This window comes from Cellulomonas fulva, from assembly GCF_018531375.1.
Taxonomy (GTDB): domain Bacteria; phylum Actinomycetota; class Actinomycetes; order Actinomycetales; family Cellulomonadaceae; genus Cellulomonas; species Cellulomonas fulva.
This window is the reverse complement of the sequence record NZ_JAHBOH010000002.1, coordinates 324,850-339,080: the sequence shown is the minus strand read 5'-3', so window position 1 is coordinate 339,080 and position 14,231 is coordinate 324,850. Positions and strand designations below refer to the sequence as shown.

The following is a 14,231-nucleotide window of genomic DNA, read 5'->3' as shown; positions in this document are numbered from 1 at the left end:
GCAGGAGGCGCGTCGGCCGCTCCCGCCCGGCCCGGCGCACGCGTCACAGCCCCTGCCAGCCCGGCTTCGCGGCGTACGTCTCGCGGTAGTAGTCCGCGAGCTGCAGGCGGCTCGCCGCGCCGTCGTCGACCAGGACGGTGACGTGCGGGTGGTGCTGCAGGACCGTCGCCGGCCACATCGCGGACACCGGGCCCTCGACCAGCTGGTGCACCGCCTCCGCCTTGCCCCGGCCCTGCGCGAGCAGCACCAGGTGGCGCGCGGACATGATCGTCGCGAGGCCCTGGGTCAGGCAGTGCGTGGGCACCTGCGCCACGTCGTCGTCGAAGAACCGCGCGTTGTCCTCGCGGGTCTGCCGGGTCAGCGTCTTGATCCGCGTGCGCGAGGCGAGCGAGGACCCGGGCTCGTTGAACGCGATGTGCCCGTCCGTGCCGATCCCCAGGATCTGGAGGTCCACCCCGCCCGCGTCGAGGATCGCCCGCTCGTACGCCGCGCACGCCGCCACCAGGTCGTCGGCGAGGCCGTCCGGACCCTGCACCGCGCCGGGTGCCAGGTCGACGCGGGACGCGATCTCCTTCTCGATGACGTTGCGGTAGCGCTCGGGGTGCTCGGCGGGCAGGCCGACGTACTCGTCGAGCATGAACGCGCGCGCGTGCGCGAAGGACAGGCCGTCCTCGTCGTGCCGCCGCGCGAGCTCGTCGTACACCGCGAGCGGGCTCGAGCCGGTCGCCAGACCCAGCACGGCCTGCGGGCGCGCCCGCAGCAGCTTCTCGATCGCGTCCGCCGCGATCCGGGCCGTCTCCGGCCCCGGGGCGATGACGACCTCCATCAGATCCCTCCTCGTCCGACGAGCGCCGCGCCGACCGCGCCGACGGGCACGCCGACCGGCGCCAGGCGCACGCGGCCCGGCAGGTCCGCGGCCCGCAGGAACGGCGACGACGCGGCGCGCCGGTCCAGCTCGGCGACGAGCGCGCGCAGCAGCGGCTCGCCGAGCTGGCTCACCCCGCCGCCGATCACGATGCGACCCACGTCGCACGTCAGCACGAGCACGCGCACCGCGGCGGCCACGGCGGCGACGAACTCGTCCCGAACCCGCCGCGCGACGCCGTCTCCCGCGGCCGCGGCCTCGAAGAGCTCCACGGGGGCGGGCCGGCCGGTTCGCGAGGGCCAGAGCGCGTCGATCGCCGACCCGGAGGCGTAGCGCTCGAGGCAGCCGGCCTGCCCGCACTTGCAGGGCAGGCCGTCGGGCACGTACTGCAGGTGGCCGATCTCGCCGGCCGCCTGGTGCGGCCCGCGCCGCAGCCGCCCGTCGAGCATGATCCCCGCCGCCAGGCCGGTGCCGAGCGCGACGAACGCGAGGTCGTCGACCGGGCCCTCCCCCGACTCCGCGAGGTGGTGGGCCGCACCCAGCACCGCCGCGTTGAGGTCGTTCTCGAGGCGTACCGCGACGCCGTCGCCCAGCCGCTCGGCGACCAGGTCCGCGAGCGGCACCCGGCCCCCGATCCCGAGGTTCACCGCGTTCGCGACCGAGCCGGGGCCGGGGTCCACGACACCCGGCACCCCGATCCCGACGCCCGCGAGCGCGGCACGCGGGACGCCCGCCTCCGCCAGGACGCGGTCGACCGCCTGCGCGGCGTCGGCCGCGACGGACGTGGCCCCCTTGCGGGTGGGGGTGCGGTCGTGGGCGACGACGTGGCCCGCCGCGTCGAGCAGGATCGTCGCGGTCTTGGTGCCGCCGACGTCCACGCCCACGGTGTAGCCGGCGGAGAGGTCCGCCGTTGTGCTGGTCTGCATGTCCGCTCGCGCCTCAGCCCTTGACCGCGCCGGAGACCAGGCCGGAGGTCATCCGGCCCTGCACGAACAGGAAGAACACGATCACGGGGATCGCGATGAGCGTGGAGGCGGCCATGACCTGGCCCCAGTCGACTCCGCGGTTGGCGGACGCGGCCAGGAAGCTGCGCAGCCAGATCGGGAGCGTCTGCGACGTCTCGGAGGGCAGCGCCACGAGCGCGACCGTGAACTCGTTCCACGCCTGCAGGAAGGCGTACACGCCAGAGGCGACCAGGCCGGGTGCGAGCAGCGGGAACGTGATCCGCAGGAACGCCTGGGTCCGGGACAGACCGTCCACCATCGCGGCCTCCTCGAGCTCGGCGGGCACGCCCGCGACGAACCCGCGCAGCATCCACACCGTGAACGGGATGATCGCCGCGACGTACAGCACCGAGACGCCGATCACCGAGTTCAGGAGGTTCGCGCTCGACAGCATCTTGTACTGCGCGATGAACAGGCCCTCGGCCGGCAGCATCTGGATGAACAGCACGGCCAGGATGAACGACTTGCGCCCCCGGAACCGCCAGCGGCTGATCGCGAGCGCCGCGAGGAAGGCGAACGCGAGCACCACGACGAGCGTCAGCAGCGTGATCGCGAGGCTCATCCGCAGCGCCGACAGGAAGCTGTCCCCCGTCATCACGCGACTGAAGTTCGACCAGGTGGCGTGCATCGGCAGGAACTCCGGCGTCGAGCGCCGCAGGTAGGCCGCGGGCGTGAACGCCGACAGGACCATCCAGTAGACCGGGAACACCCAGACGACGGCGGCGACGATCCCGAGGGCGCTCACCAGGATCTTCCCGACGAGCCTGCGGCGCGCGCCCGGGGCGTGCTGCTTGCGGGCCGCCTGGCGCGTGGTGACCGGCGCCGTGGCGGGCGGTGCGATGGCGCTCATGCGTCCTCCTTCAGAAGGCTGCGGACGTACGGCCAGCTCAGCACGATCGTGAGCAGCAGGACGAAGATCGAAACGGCAGCGGCGCCGCCGAAGTCCTGGCGGCTGATCCCGAGCTCGTAGATGAAGTTGCCCAGGAGGTTGGTCTCGGAGACGGGGGCACCGGCGTCCTGCAGCAGCCGGATCTGGGCGAAGACCCGCAGGTCCCAGATGATCTGCAGCAGGAGCACGATCGAGAGCACGGGCCGGACCATGGGCAGCAGGATGTGCCAGAGCTGCTGGGCGCCGCTGGCGCCGTCGATGCGCGACGCCTCGAGCACCTCCTCGGGCACGGACGTGAGCCCGGCGTAGAGGGACAGCGCCACGAACGGCACGGACATCCACACGATGACCAGCGTCGCGACCAGGAAGAAGGTCAGCGGCTGCGAGAGCCACGAGAACCCGTCCATGCCGGCGAAGCCGACCTGCACCAGGAACCAGTTCACGACACCCGTGCGGTAGTCGAACAGCCACTTGAAGACCGTGACCGCGGCGACCATGGGCATGGCCCACGCCAGCAGGAGCGAGACCTGCAGGACGATGCGGATGGTCGTGCCGACCGCCCGCATCAGGAGAGCGAAGCCGAGTCCGATGAGCACCGTCAGGCCGGCGTTGACCAGGCAGAAGGCGACGGAGCGGGCCACGACGGCCCACAACGCGTCCTCGGAGAAGATGCGGGCGAAGTTGTCGAGCCCGATGAACGTGGGCGGCTGGCCGAACTGCTGAGCCAGACCGTACTCCTGCAGCGAGGTGACGATCTGCCAGTAGACGGGGTAGCCGAGCCCGAGGAGGAGGGCGACGACCGCGGGGACCAGCAGCACGTACGGGCTGGCCGGGGTCCGGCGCCGACGGACGACCGGCGCGGGCGCGGTGCCTGGCCGGCGTGCGGCCGGCGCACCGGCGGGCACGCCGAGGGCAGCGTTCTGGGACATGGGTTCTCCTGGCGCCGGGGCGGCGCGGCATCGGTGCCGAGGCGGTGCCCCGGGTGGCGTCGTCCGCGGGGCGCGGGGGGGTCGCGCCCCGCGGACGATCGGGTCTGTGCATCAGGTGGGCCGGGCCGTGGCCCGGCCCACCCGGGGCGGGCTCAGCCCGCGGCGCCGCCGTTGAGCATCGGCGTCAGCTTGGCGTCGTACTCCTTCGCCAGCTCCGTGACGTCGCCGCCGTCGGCGATCTTCTGGAACAGCTCCTCGTAGACGAACGCGCCCTCGATGGCGGCCCAGCCCGGCGCCGCCGGGGTGAGCTTGGAGGCCTGCGCGGTCTCGATCATCGTGGTGGCGAACTTGTCGTCACCGAGCGAGGACACGTAGTCGGAGTTGCCCGGGCCCAGGCCCGCACCGCCCAGCATCTCCTGGTACTCCTGCGAGAAGATGATCCGCATCAGGTTCTCGGCCAGCTCCGGGTGCTGCGACTTCGCGGACACCGCGATGTTCGAACCACCGGCGAACACCGGCGCGACGCCGCCGTCCACGCCCGGCAGGGCGAAGATGTCGAACTTGGTGTCGTCGGCCATGCCGTCGCGCACCTCGTCGCCCTCGTCGTTCTTCGTCATGTCACCGATGGACCAACGGGCCCAGCCCGGCGCCATGATCGTCGCGGCGGCCGGCGCGTCCGGGTCGTCGTTCAGGAAGTCCCAGTACGCGACGTCACGCTCGGTCGAGGGCAGGTTGGACGCACCCTCGTACACGTCCTGCCACTGCTCGAGGCCCTTGATCGTGTTGGGGTCGGAGAGCGTGGAGGTCCAGGTGGTGCCGTCGACCGTGGCGAGCTCGCCGCCGTTGGCGAAGACCCACGAGATGCCGTTGCGCCAGTCCTGGCCACCCATGGCGAAGCCCGACAGCTTGTCCGTCTTCAGCGACTTCACGGCCTCCGAGAACTCCGAGAGCGTCTTGGGCACCTCGAGGCCGGCGTCCGTCCAGATGTCCTTGCGGAAGAACATGTAGCGCGAGCCGAAGTAGTACGGCAGCGCGTAGTGCTTGCCGTCGTAGTCGCCCGCCTCGACGAACGACGGGAGCAGCTTGTCGCCGCCCAGCTCGTCGTACATGGGCGTCAGGTCACGGAAGGCGCCCACCGTCGAGAACGTCGGGGCCTGCGTGTTGCCGATCTCGACGACGTCGGGGGTGTTCGCCTCGTCGGGCAGCGCGGTCGTGAGCTTGGGCACCAGGTCGCCCCAGGCGACCTCCTCGATGGTCAGCGTCGAGCCCGGGTTCTCCGCGGCGAACGTGTCCTTGAGGTACTGGCGGAGGTCGTCGTTGGTGTCACCACCGGCCAGCCAGAGGGTGATGTCGGCGGCCTCGGGGGCGGCCGTCGTCTCGCCACCGCCGTTGGTGGCCGGGTCGGTGGGGTCGTCGTCGCCGGAGCTGCACGCGGTCAGTGCGAGCGTCGCCGCCACGCCGAGAGCGGCGAACCGTAGCATCTTCACGTTGGGGTTCCTCCCGTGAGCGAGGCGAACGCCGGGGCGGCGGTCGCCGGGATGGTGCTTCGACCTGCAAGGGGGCGGCTCGGGGTCGTCACGTGACCCCGAGCTGCCCTGACAGGACCAGGACTGCCGCGCCGGACAGCACCCCGTCCTCGTCGAGCGAGCCCATGCGGACCGAGAGGTCACGCCCGATGACGGGCATGGTCCGGGTCCGGATGGCGGTGAGCGCCGCATCGCGCAGTGGGCCGTCCAGCAGCTCCGGGGGGCCGGAGAGCAGGACCTCCGCGAGGTCGAGCGCACTGACGACGGGTGCGAGGGCGATGCCCAGCAGCCGTCCGACCGACGCCAGGGCGGCGTCGGACTCCTCGGGGGCGAGACCGGCGACGCGGCGGCGCAGCGCCGGCACGCTCAGCACGGTCTCGAGGCAGCCGGCGCGCCCGCACGCGCAGGGCGCGGGCACCTCTCCGGCGGTCGTGACGTCGACGACGGTCACGTGGCCGAGCTCGCCGGCCGCGTTGTTGCGGCCCAGCACCAGCGCTCCGTCCACGACGAGCCCGGCGCCCACGCCCTCGCCCACCGTCAGCACCATCGAGCCCGAGCCCGACGCGGTGCCGAAGGTGAACTCGCCCAGCGCGCGGGTGTTGGCGTCGTTGGCCACGTGCACCGGCACGCCCAGGCTCTCGGTGAGCCGCGCGGCCAGCGGCAGGTCGTACCAGCCGCGGTTGGGTGCCTGGACGACGTGGCCGTCCGTGGTGATGACGCCCGGGGAGGCGATGCCGACGCCGATCACCGGCCGCGTCGCCGCGGCGAGCAGGTCCCGGCACAGGTCCTCGAGCGCCCGCACCGCCGCGTCCCCGGAGCGGCCGTCGAGCGGCACCTCCCGCCGTGCGACGACGTCGCGCACCAGCGTGAGCACGGCACCGTGGATCGTCGCGTCGTCCGTCAGGTCCACCGCGACCACCTGGAAGGACTCGGTCCGCATCCCGACGAGCGTGGCCGGCTTGCCCACCTTGCCCTCCGCGCGGATCCCCAGGTCCTCGACCAGACCCTCCTCGAGCAGGTCCCCCACCAGGCCGGACACCGTGACGCGGGTCAGGCCCGTGGACCGCGCGATATCGGCGCGCGACGACGGCCCCGTGTGGAACAGGTGCCCCAGCACGAGCGACCGGTTGTGGGCCCGCGCGTGCTCCGGCAGCGCCTTGTCCGTCGGCCGCAGGGCGCGGCCGGCGCGGGCACCGGAGTGGCGGGTCGTCGTGGTCACGTTTGTTAGTAGACGTTCCTTACTAATCCAATGTCAAGCACCATCCGTGACCGTGATCACATCGTGACCCCCCGTTCACACCTCCGGAACACCGCCACCGCCCCGCCGCTCGGCGACGACCCGGCCGGCGCTCCGGTCACGCGGGCCGGGAGGCGGAGGGATCGCTGGGGCGGGGGGCGAGGAGGGCGTAGGTCGCTGCTGCTAGGGCGGCCGCGGTCAGGAGGACCGAGGGCCAGGCGCCGAGAGCGGTCCGGGCGAGGAGGTGGGTGGCCACGAAGCCGACACCACCGAGCGCCAGGACGGCCGCGATCCGCCACCACGCCACCGCCGGCCGCGAGCGCCACGCGCACCAGGCAGCCCCGAGCACGAGGACCGCTCCCCCGAGCGCCCGGACGTCGGTCAGCTGGGCGACCCCGAAGCCCACGACGAGGGTGAGCGCGGCGATCAGGGCGGTCAGGGCTCGTCGGGACACGCGCCACACCCTAGGCGCCGGGCCGTCGAGCTCGTGAGGTCGTCAGAGCACCCCGACGCCCTCGTGGTCCCACGGACGTCCCGAGCGAGCCGTCGCGCCGGGCCAGTAGGTTGGGAAGGTTCGCGCGCAGCCGGAGCGCACCGCGCCCGGAGCGCCGCGCGCCCCGCTCAAGCAGCCGGTCCCAGTCATCCGGAGGAACCATCGTGACCAGCCCCATCGACGCCACGACGACGAGCGCGTGGCAGGACCTGTCCGCGCACGAGTCGACCCTCACGCCCGACCTGCGCGGCTGGTTCGCCGCGGACCCGGGCCGCGCCCAGCGACTCTCGCTGCGGCTCGCGGACCTGCACGTGGACCTCTCCAAGAACCTGGTGACCGACGAGACGCTCGCCCTCCTGGTGCGCCTGGCCGACGAGGTCGACCTGGCCGGCCGCCTGCAGGCGCAGCTGCGCGGCGAGCACATCAACGTCACCGAGGATCGCGCCGTGCTGCACACGGCGCTGCGTCGGCCCGCGGGTGCGCAGCCGCCGCTCGTCGTCGACGGGCAGGACGTGGACGCCGACGTCCACGCGGAGCTCGAGAAGATGTTCGCGTTCGCCGAGCGCGTCCGCTCGGGTGCCTGGACCGGCGTCACGGGCGAGCGCGTGCGCACGGTCGTGAACATCGGCATCGGCGGCTCGGACCTCGGCCCGGTCATGGCGTACGAGGCGCTCAAGCCGTACGTGCAGGAGGGCCTCGAGGTCCGGTTCGTCTCCAACATCGACCCCACGGACCTCGCCGAGACCGTCAAGGACCTGGACCCGACGACGACGCTGTTCATCGTCGCCTCCAAGACGTTCGGCACGCTCGAGACGCTCACCAACGCGCGGCTCGCGCGCACGTGGCTGTGGGAGCGACTGGCGGCCGCGGGCCACCTCGAGGACTCCGACGACGCCCGCACGGCCGCCGTCGCCCAGCACTTCGTCGCGGTCTCCACCGCGCTGGACAAGGTCGCCGCGTTCGGCATCGACCCCGCCAACGCGTTCGGGTTCTGGGACTGGGTCGGCGGCCGGTACTCGGTGGACTCGGTCATCGGGACCTCGCTCGCGATCGCGATCGGCCCGGACGCCTTCCGCGACTTCCTCGCGGGCTTCCACGCGGTCGACGAGCACGTCGCGAGCACGCCGTTCGCGCAGAACGTGCCCGTGCTGATGGGCCTGCTCAACGTCTGGTACGTCAACTTCCTGGGCGCCCACACGCACGCCGTCCTGCCGTACGCCCAGTACCTGCACCGCTTCCCGGCGTACCTGCAGCAGCTCACCATGGAGTCCAACGGCAAGTCCGTGCGCTGGGACGGGACGCCGGTCACCACGGCGACGGGCGAGGTGTTCTGGGGCGAGCCCGGGACCAACGGGCAGCACGCCTTCTACCAGCTGATCCACCAGGGCACGCGCCTCATCCCGGCCGACTTCATCGCGGTCGCCAACCCGGCCCACCCGCTGACCGACGGCGGCACGGACGTGCACGCGCTGTTCCTCGCCAACTTCTTCGCGCAGACCAAGGCGCTCGCGTTCGGCAAGACGGCCGACGAGGTGCGCGCCGAGGGCACGGCCGAGGAGATCGTCCCCGCTCGGGTCTTCTCGGGGAACCGTCCCACGACGTCGATCCTCGCGCCGTCGCTGACCCCGGCGGTGCTGGGCCAGCTCATCGCGCTGTACGAGCACATCACGTTCGTCCAGGGCGTGGTCTGGGGCATCGACTCGTTCGACCAGTGGGGTGTCGAGCTGGGCAAGAAGCTCGCGCTCGAGATCGCCCCCGCGGTCGAGGGCGACGTCGCGGCGCTCGAGGCGCAGGACCCGTCGACGGCGTCGCTCATCGCGACGTACCTCTCCCTGCGCGACTGACCCCCGCGACCGCCCGCCACCACGCGGGGCACCCGACCCCGGACGGGTGCCCCGCGTCGTGCGTGACCAGCCTCAGGGCGTCACGACGACGCGCCCCTGCGCGCCGGACTCCGCGTCGGACATCGCGTGGGTCACGAACGGGTACGTCCCGGCCTCGGGGAACGTCAGCTCGACGAAGCCACCCTCCGCGGGCTGCAGCGCGAGCACCTGCGAGCCGCCGCTGCCCGTCGAGCCGCCGTCCCGGAGCGCGTACTCGCCCTCGCGGAACACCGTGTCGAACTGCCCGCCCACGACGTGGAACGCGCTCGGCCGGTTGGGCCCGGCGTCGAGCACCCAGAACCGGACCCGCTCCCCCGCGGTCGCCGTGAGCGGACGGTCCCGGTACTGGTTGGCGTAGCCGTTGAACACGACGAGGTCGGGCTGCGCGGCGGCGACCTGGGCGGCGTCCGCCTCGCCCCCCTGCGGGCCCAGGTACAGCTCGGACTGCACGACGACGTACTGCCGGCCGACCTCCGGCAGCCCGTCGGGCTCGATCACGACCGCACCGAGCATGCCGTTCGCGAGGTGCACCGACATCGGCATGGTCGAGCAGTGGTACATCCAGATGCCGGACCGGGTGGCCGTGAACGTGTAGGTCAGCTCCTCGCCCGGCGCGATGGTCCGCATCACGTCGTCGGGCGCGAGCGCGCCCGCGTGGAAGTCGATCGAGTGGCCGATCGTGCCGTCGTTGACGAGCGTCACGACGAACGTGTCGCCGACCCGCCCGTGCAGCACGGGTCCGGGCGCCTCCCCACCGAACGTCCACAGCCGCTGCGTGACCCCCGGCGCCACCTCGCGCACCACCTCCTGCACCTCGAGGCGCACGCGGTGGGTGACGGGTCCGCGGTCGGGCCCGAGAGGGCTGAGGGCGGCGTCGCGCGCGACGAACGCGTCGTCGGGCGTCGCCATCAGGTCCAGCAGGTCCGCCGCGTCCGTGCTGCCGTCCGAGGTGGCGCCCGAGGTGACGTCGTGCCCCGACATGTCGTGCCCGGAGTGCTCCGCCGGCTCGTCGGGGTCCGCGGACGGACCCGCCGCTACCACCGCCTCACCCGTGACGACGACCTGCAGCGTCATGCCCATGAGCCGGTGGCCGGCCACCGAGCACCAGCCGTCGAGGTCCGCACCGACGACGCCGACGTCGACCGTCGCGGCCGCACCCGGGGACAGCCGTCCCGAGGTGGTGCCGTCCGCGAGGACCAGGTCGTGCACGTCGTCGTCGGCGTTGGTCACCTCGAGCACCAGCCGGTCCCCGGCGGGCACCTCGACGCGCGCGGGCACGAAGCGCATCTCGCGCGCCTCGACCTGGACGGTCGTGGTCCGGCCCGTCGCGACCACGTCCGGGCCGACCCCGTCCACCGGGGCACCCGCGGCCGCGATGCCGGCAGCGGGCGGGTCGATCGCGACCCCGACGACGAGCGCGAGCGCCAGGGCGCCCACGCCGACCGCGAGCGCCCCGGAGCGCGGCGGCCGGGGCGGGCCGGGCACCGCCGACGAGACCGCGCCGGACGACGCAGGCGCGGGTGCCGGCGCAGCCGCGGGTGCCGGCGCAGCCGCGGGTGCCGACGCAGCCGCGGGCCGCCGAGCGACCCGGACCGCACGCGCCGCGAGCACCAGGAACGCGACGAGCGCGCCCAGCACGACGAAGGACACGAGCACGCGCACGGTGCTCGGCACCGGCGCGCAGAACAGCAGCAGCCCGCCGTTGACCAGCACGAGCCGCACGACGGCGCCGCGGTCGAGCTCGGCCGCCGTCCGACGCGCGACGGCCGGGCCGCCCCCGAGCACCACGGGCAGCAGGTGGGACAGCGCACCGAGCAGCACCTGCGCGGCGAAGCCGACCGCGAACGGCGCGACCAGGCCGCGCACCCGCAGCGCCGCGACGTCCCAGCCGGGCGCGGCGACGACGACCACGCCGAACGCCACGAGCGAGCCGACCAGCCAGGCCACGGACGCCGCGAGCGAGCCCGGCGCGAAGACGGGCGGCACGTGCACCGGCGCGGTCCGCGCGGGCACCACCCGTGCGGCGTTCGCGGCGACCACGGGAGCGGCTGCCCGGTGCTGGCGCCACATCATGGCGCCGACCAGCCCGGCGCCGACGGCCACGACGACGCACCCCGCCAGGACGAGCCAGCGCCAGCCGGTCGCGGCGGCGAGCACCACGACGCCGAGGCCGGCCAGGACCACAGGCAGCGCACGGCGCCCCGCGGCCTCGTCGGACGGCTCGATGCGAGCGTGCCGGACGGTGGGCCACAGGACCACGAGCGTGCCCAGGACGGTGGTGGCGACCCAGCCGACGAGCGTGAGGACGACGTGCGCGACGTAGAGCCGCCCGTGCACGTCGTCGGACACGGTCCCCCGCGCGAGCACGACGCCGCACGCGACGCCGAGCGGCAGCACCGCGCCCGCGCCGACGTACCAGCGCGCGAGCGGCCGGAACCGCGACGGCAGCGCGGAGCGCATCTGCCGGCCCACCACGACCGCCTGGCCGACGCCCGCACCACCGACGAGCACCGAACCCGCGAGCACCAGCGCGAAGGCGGGCACGACGAGGCCGGCGACCACGAGCACCGCGCCCAGCGTGTGCGCCGCGAGCCGCACGACGAGCCCGCGCCGCCCGCCGGGCGCCGGCTGCCGCAGCAGCGTGTCCGCGAAGTGCTGGCTCCACAGCAGGATCGCGGTGCTGACCGCGCCGAGCAGGAGCAGGTGCACCATGAGCCACTGGGCCGCCGCGACCCACCGGTGCGCGACGGTCAGCACCGCCGCCGCGACGAGCCACGCCAGCACCAGCCCGTTGGCACGCAGGTGCCACGACGCGCGGCTCACGCGGTCACCTCGACCGGCTCGGCGCCGGCGGGCGACGCGGCCTCCGGGACGCGCCCTTGCCTCGTGGTGCGGCCCGTCCGTCGCGGTGCGCCGCGCAGCACGCTCGTCACCGCCACGCCGACGAACGCCAGCACGGCCACGATGTTGCCGACCCCGCCCACCTGGACGGCCCACCCGACGCCGCGCGCGTCCCCGACGAGCACGCGCAGCACGAGCGTCGCGTGCAGCAGCGCCAGCGGGACGTACATGGCCGCCCGGTACGGCAGCGGCCGAGGCAGCACCGCCGGCAGGATCACCGGCGCGTGCGCCATGACCATGGACATGACGAAGCCGAGGAAGACGGCGTGCAGCACCGCGTCGTACCGCACGCCGCCGGTCGTGGGGCCGCCGACGAGCCAGGTGGCTCCGGCGACCGCGAGCCAGGCGAACGCCGCGAGCATCGCGACCGCCATGAACCGGGGCAGGCCCGTGCCCCGCACGGTCCGCCGCGCGACGTCGTACCGCAGCAGGACCACGACGAGCCCGACGAGGGCCGCGCCCACTACCGCGGTGCCGGGCCCCGGCCACAGCAGCGCGAGCGCGGCCCCGGCGACGAGCGCGAGCGCCCCGGCGACCAGACCGTGCTCCGCCGTCGCGGGCACCGGCACGATCCGCATCAGCTCGAGCCGCTCGCCCACGACCGTCAGCACCAGGAACGCGACGAGCCACGGCGAGAGGTCCGGCACCGGCACCCCGCCCGACCACAGCACGGCCGCACCGACCGCCGCGAGCGCGCCCAGGCCCTGCACCGCGATGGCCGCGTCGGGGCGGCGTCGCCACGCGGCGCCGTAGAGCGCGACGAGCACGCCGGAGCCGACGACCTGGCACGCCTGCCCGGCGCGCACCGGCGCGGGCGAGACGAGCAGCAGCGCGCCCAGCCCGAGCAGGCCGGGCGCGGCCCAGGCCCACGGCCGCGCGCGCTCGGGCTGCGTCCCGCCCTGGGCGCGTGCGAGCGCCACCGCCCGCTCGAGCGCGACGAGCGTCCCGACGAAGCCGAGCACCATCAGCGGACCGTGCACCTCCGGGAGCCGCGCGAGCTGCACCGGAGCCGGCAGGCCCAGCAGGGTCAGCGCGGCGTCCAGGCCGGCGAGCAGAGCGGTCCCGGCGGGCAGCAGCAACGCCAGCCGCCCGGGCGGGACGGCGCGTCGCGGGCGGTTTTCCACGGAACCGACCGTAGGTATCCGCGCGCAGGGTCGGCGCGGGACCTCCGTCCCCTTTTCCACGGCCGGGCCGGGCCGCAGACTGCCTGCATGCCCGCCACCCGCCGCCTGCCCCTCGAGGGCACGCTCGCGGCCGCGAGCCGCGTCGAGCTGCTGCACCTCCTGCAGCGCGGCGGCCAGCACACCGTGAGCGAGCTGGCGCAGTCGACCGGGCTGCACCAGAACACGACGCGCGAGCACCTGGCGCGCCTGGTGCAGGACGGTCTCGCCGCGCGCGCGCCGGAGGTGCGCACCGTGCGCGGGCGCCCGCGCATCCTCTACCGCGCCGCGTCCCCCGACGACGCGCGCGAGGACCCGGAGACGATGCGGCGGCTGGAGCGGTCCATCGCTCAGGTCGCGCTGACGCGCGTGCTGCTCGAGGGCTACGGGCGGGACCTGGGCCCGACCGCCGAGGCCGCCCGCAGTGCCGGCCGCGCGCTGACGGCACCCGGCGGCGTCCTCGAGCCCGCGCTGGGGTCACGCTCGCCGGCCGCGTCCGACGAGGACAGGTCCGACCGCGCGGCCGCGCGTCAGCTCGATGCCCTCGAGGGTCACCTCGACCGGCTGGGGTTCGACCCGGCGCGGGACGACGACGGCCTGCGCGTGGACCTGTGGCGCTGCCCCTTCGTCGAGCTCGCGCGGCAGCGTCCCGAGGTGGTCTGCAGCGTGCACCTGGGGCTCGCCGCCGGTGTCCTGGCCACGGCCGGCGGTCCCGTCACCGCGCACCGGCTGCGGCCGTTCGTCGGCCGCTCGCACTGCGTGCTCGAGCTGCGCCGGGCCGCGTCCGACGAGGGGTCGTCAGCGGGCGGGACCTCGACGGCCGGACCGTCGCCCAGCGTGTCCACGCTCGATTTTTCCACGGTCGGATTTTCCACGGTCGGTCCGGCGGCACCGGACGCGGCCGAGGACCGACGCTCGACCCACGGGCGGAGCACCGCCCAGGAACCGGAGGCATCATGACCAGCCAGCACGTCGACATCCAGACGTCCCGCCCACCTCTCGAGAGCGCGCCCCTCGCGAGCGCGCCCGAGGGCGGCCACACCTGCGGGTGCGGCGGCCACGACGAGGGCGACCCGGTCCTCGACGTCCGGACGATCCCGCACGCGATCCGGCACGCGACGGTCTTCGGCGCGTTCGAGGCGATCGCGCCCGGCGAGTCCCTGGTGCTCGTCGCGCCGCACCTGCCTCGCCCGCTGCTCGCGCAGCTCGCCGAGCGCGCGCCGATCGACACCGAGGTCCTGGTCGACGGCCCCGACGCGTGGACCGTGCGGATCACTCGCCGCGCGGCCTGACCGTCTCCTCGCTGCTGCCGACTGCCGTCTGCTTCCTGCCGTCTGCTTCCTG

The 14,231-nt window shown here is 74.3% G+C and carries 12 protein-coding genes; 3 read left to right on the top strand and 9 right to left on the bottom strand.

The window, feature by feature from the left end; all coding sequences use genetic code 11:
* Window positions 1-43 precede the first annotated feature (43 nt).
* The 7 genes from nagB to KIN34_RS15050 all read right to left on the bottom strand — a co-directional run bounded on the left by nagB (window position 44) and on the right by KIN34_RS15050 (window position 6,904).
* Window positions 44-826: a glucosamine-6-phosphate deaminase gene (nagB, locus tag KIN34_RS15080; RefSeq protein WP_214352684.1), complete on the bottom strand. Its 783-nt coding sequence runs from the start codon at window positions 824-826 to the stop codon at window positions 44-46.
* Window positions 826-1,791, bottom strand: coding sequence for an ROK family protein (locus tag KIN34_RS15075; RefSeq protein ID WP_214352682.1), 966 nt, complete (start codon window positions 1,789-1,791; stop codon window positions 826-828). Before KIN34_RS15075 ends, nagB begins: the two co-directional genes overlap by 1 nt.
* 13 nt (window positions 1,792-1,804) lie before the next feature.
* Window positions 1,805-2,719, bottom strand: a complete 915-nt coding sequence (locus KIN34_RS15070; RefSeq protein WP_214352680.1) for a carbohydrate ABC transporter permease — start codon at window positions 2,717-2,719, stop codon at window positions 1,805-1,807.
* Window positions 2,716-3,687, bottom strand: a complete 972-nt coding sequence (locus tag KIN34_RS15065) for a carbohydrate ABC transporter permease (protein ID WP_214352678.1) — start codon at window positions 3,685-3,687, stop codon at window positions 2,716-2,718. The genes KIN34_RS15070 and KIN34_RS15065 overlap by 4 nt, the downstream gene beginning before the upstream one ends.
* 152 nt (window positions 3,688-3,839) lie before the next feature.
* Window positions 3,840-5,168 (bottom strand): extracellular solute-binding protein, encoded by a 1,329-nt coding sequence (locus KIN34_RS15060; RefSeq protein ID WP_214353122.1) that lies wholly within the window; start codon window positions 5,166-5,168, stop codon window positions 3,840-3,842.
* A gap of 94 nt (window positions 5,169-5,262) precedes the next feature.
* Complete coding sequence (locus tag KIN34_RS15055) at window positions 5,263-6,432, bottom strand: ROK family transcriptional regulator (RefSeq protein WP_214352676.1); 1,170 nt, start codon at window positions 6,430-6,432, stop codon at window positions 5,263-5,265.
* A 136-nt stretch (window positions 6,433-6,568) separates the two neighbouring features.
* On the bottom strand, window positions 6,569-6,904 hold the full coding sequence (locus KIN34_RS15050) for a hypothetical protein (protein ID WP_214352674.1): 336 nt from the start codon (window positions 6,902-6,904) through the stop codon (window positions 6,569-6,571).
* 200 nt (window positions 6,905-7,104) lie between these two features.
* Between KIN34_RS15050 and pgi the strand changes: the two genes are divergently transcribed.
* Window positions 7,105-8,787, top strand: coding sequence for a glucose-6-phosphate isomerase (gene pgi, locus KIN34_RS15045; RefSeq protein WP_214353120.1), 1,683 nt, complete (start codon window positions 7,105-7,107; stop codon window positions 8,785-8,787).
* A gap of 72 nt (window positions 8,788-8,859) precedes the next feature.
* Here pgi and KIN34_RS15040 read toward each other — a convergent pair whose 3' ends face one another.
* Together KIN34_RS15040 and KIN34_RS15035 are read right to left on the bottom strand one after the other, a co-directional pair.
* Window positions 8,860-11,649: a multicopper oxidase domain-containing protein gene (locus tag KIN34_RS15040; protein WP_214352672.1), complete on the bottom strand. Its 2,790-nt coding sequence runs from the start codon at window positions 11,647-11,649 to the stop codon at window positions 8,860-8,862.
* A complete protein-coding gene (locus KIN34_RS15035) occupies window positions 11,646-12,851 on the bottom strand; it encodes a DUF8744 domain-containing protein (protein WP_307858279.1) in 1,206 nt (401 codons plus the stop codon). Before KIN34_RS15035 ends, KIN34_RS15040 begins: the two co-directional genes overlap by 4 nt.
* Before the next feature lie 87 nt (window positions 12,852-12,938).
* Between KIN34_RS15035 and KIN34_RS15030 the strand changes: the two genes are divergently transcribed.
* Window positions 12,939-13,847, top strand: a complete 909-nt coding sequence (locus KIN34_RS15030) for a helix-turn-helix transcriptional regulator (RefSeq protein ID WP_214352670.1) — start codon at window positions 12,939-12,941, stop codon at window positions 13,845-13,847.
* A complete protein-coding gene (locus KIN34_RS15025) occupies window positions 13,844-14,179 on the top strand; it encodes a DUF2249 domain-containing protein (RefSeq protein WP_214352668.1) in 336 nt (111 codons plus the stop codon). The genes KIN34_RS15030 and KIN34_RS15025 overlap by 4 nt, the downstream gene beginning before the upstream one ends.
* Window positions 14,180-14,231: the final 52 nt, after the last annotated feature.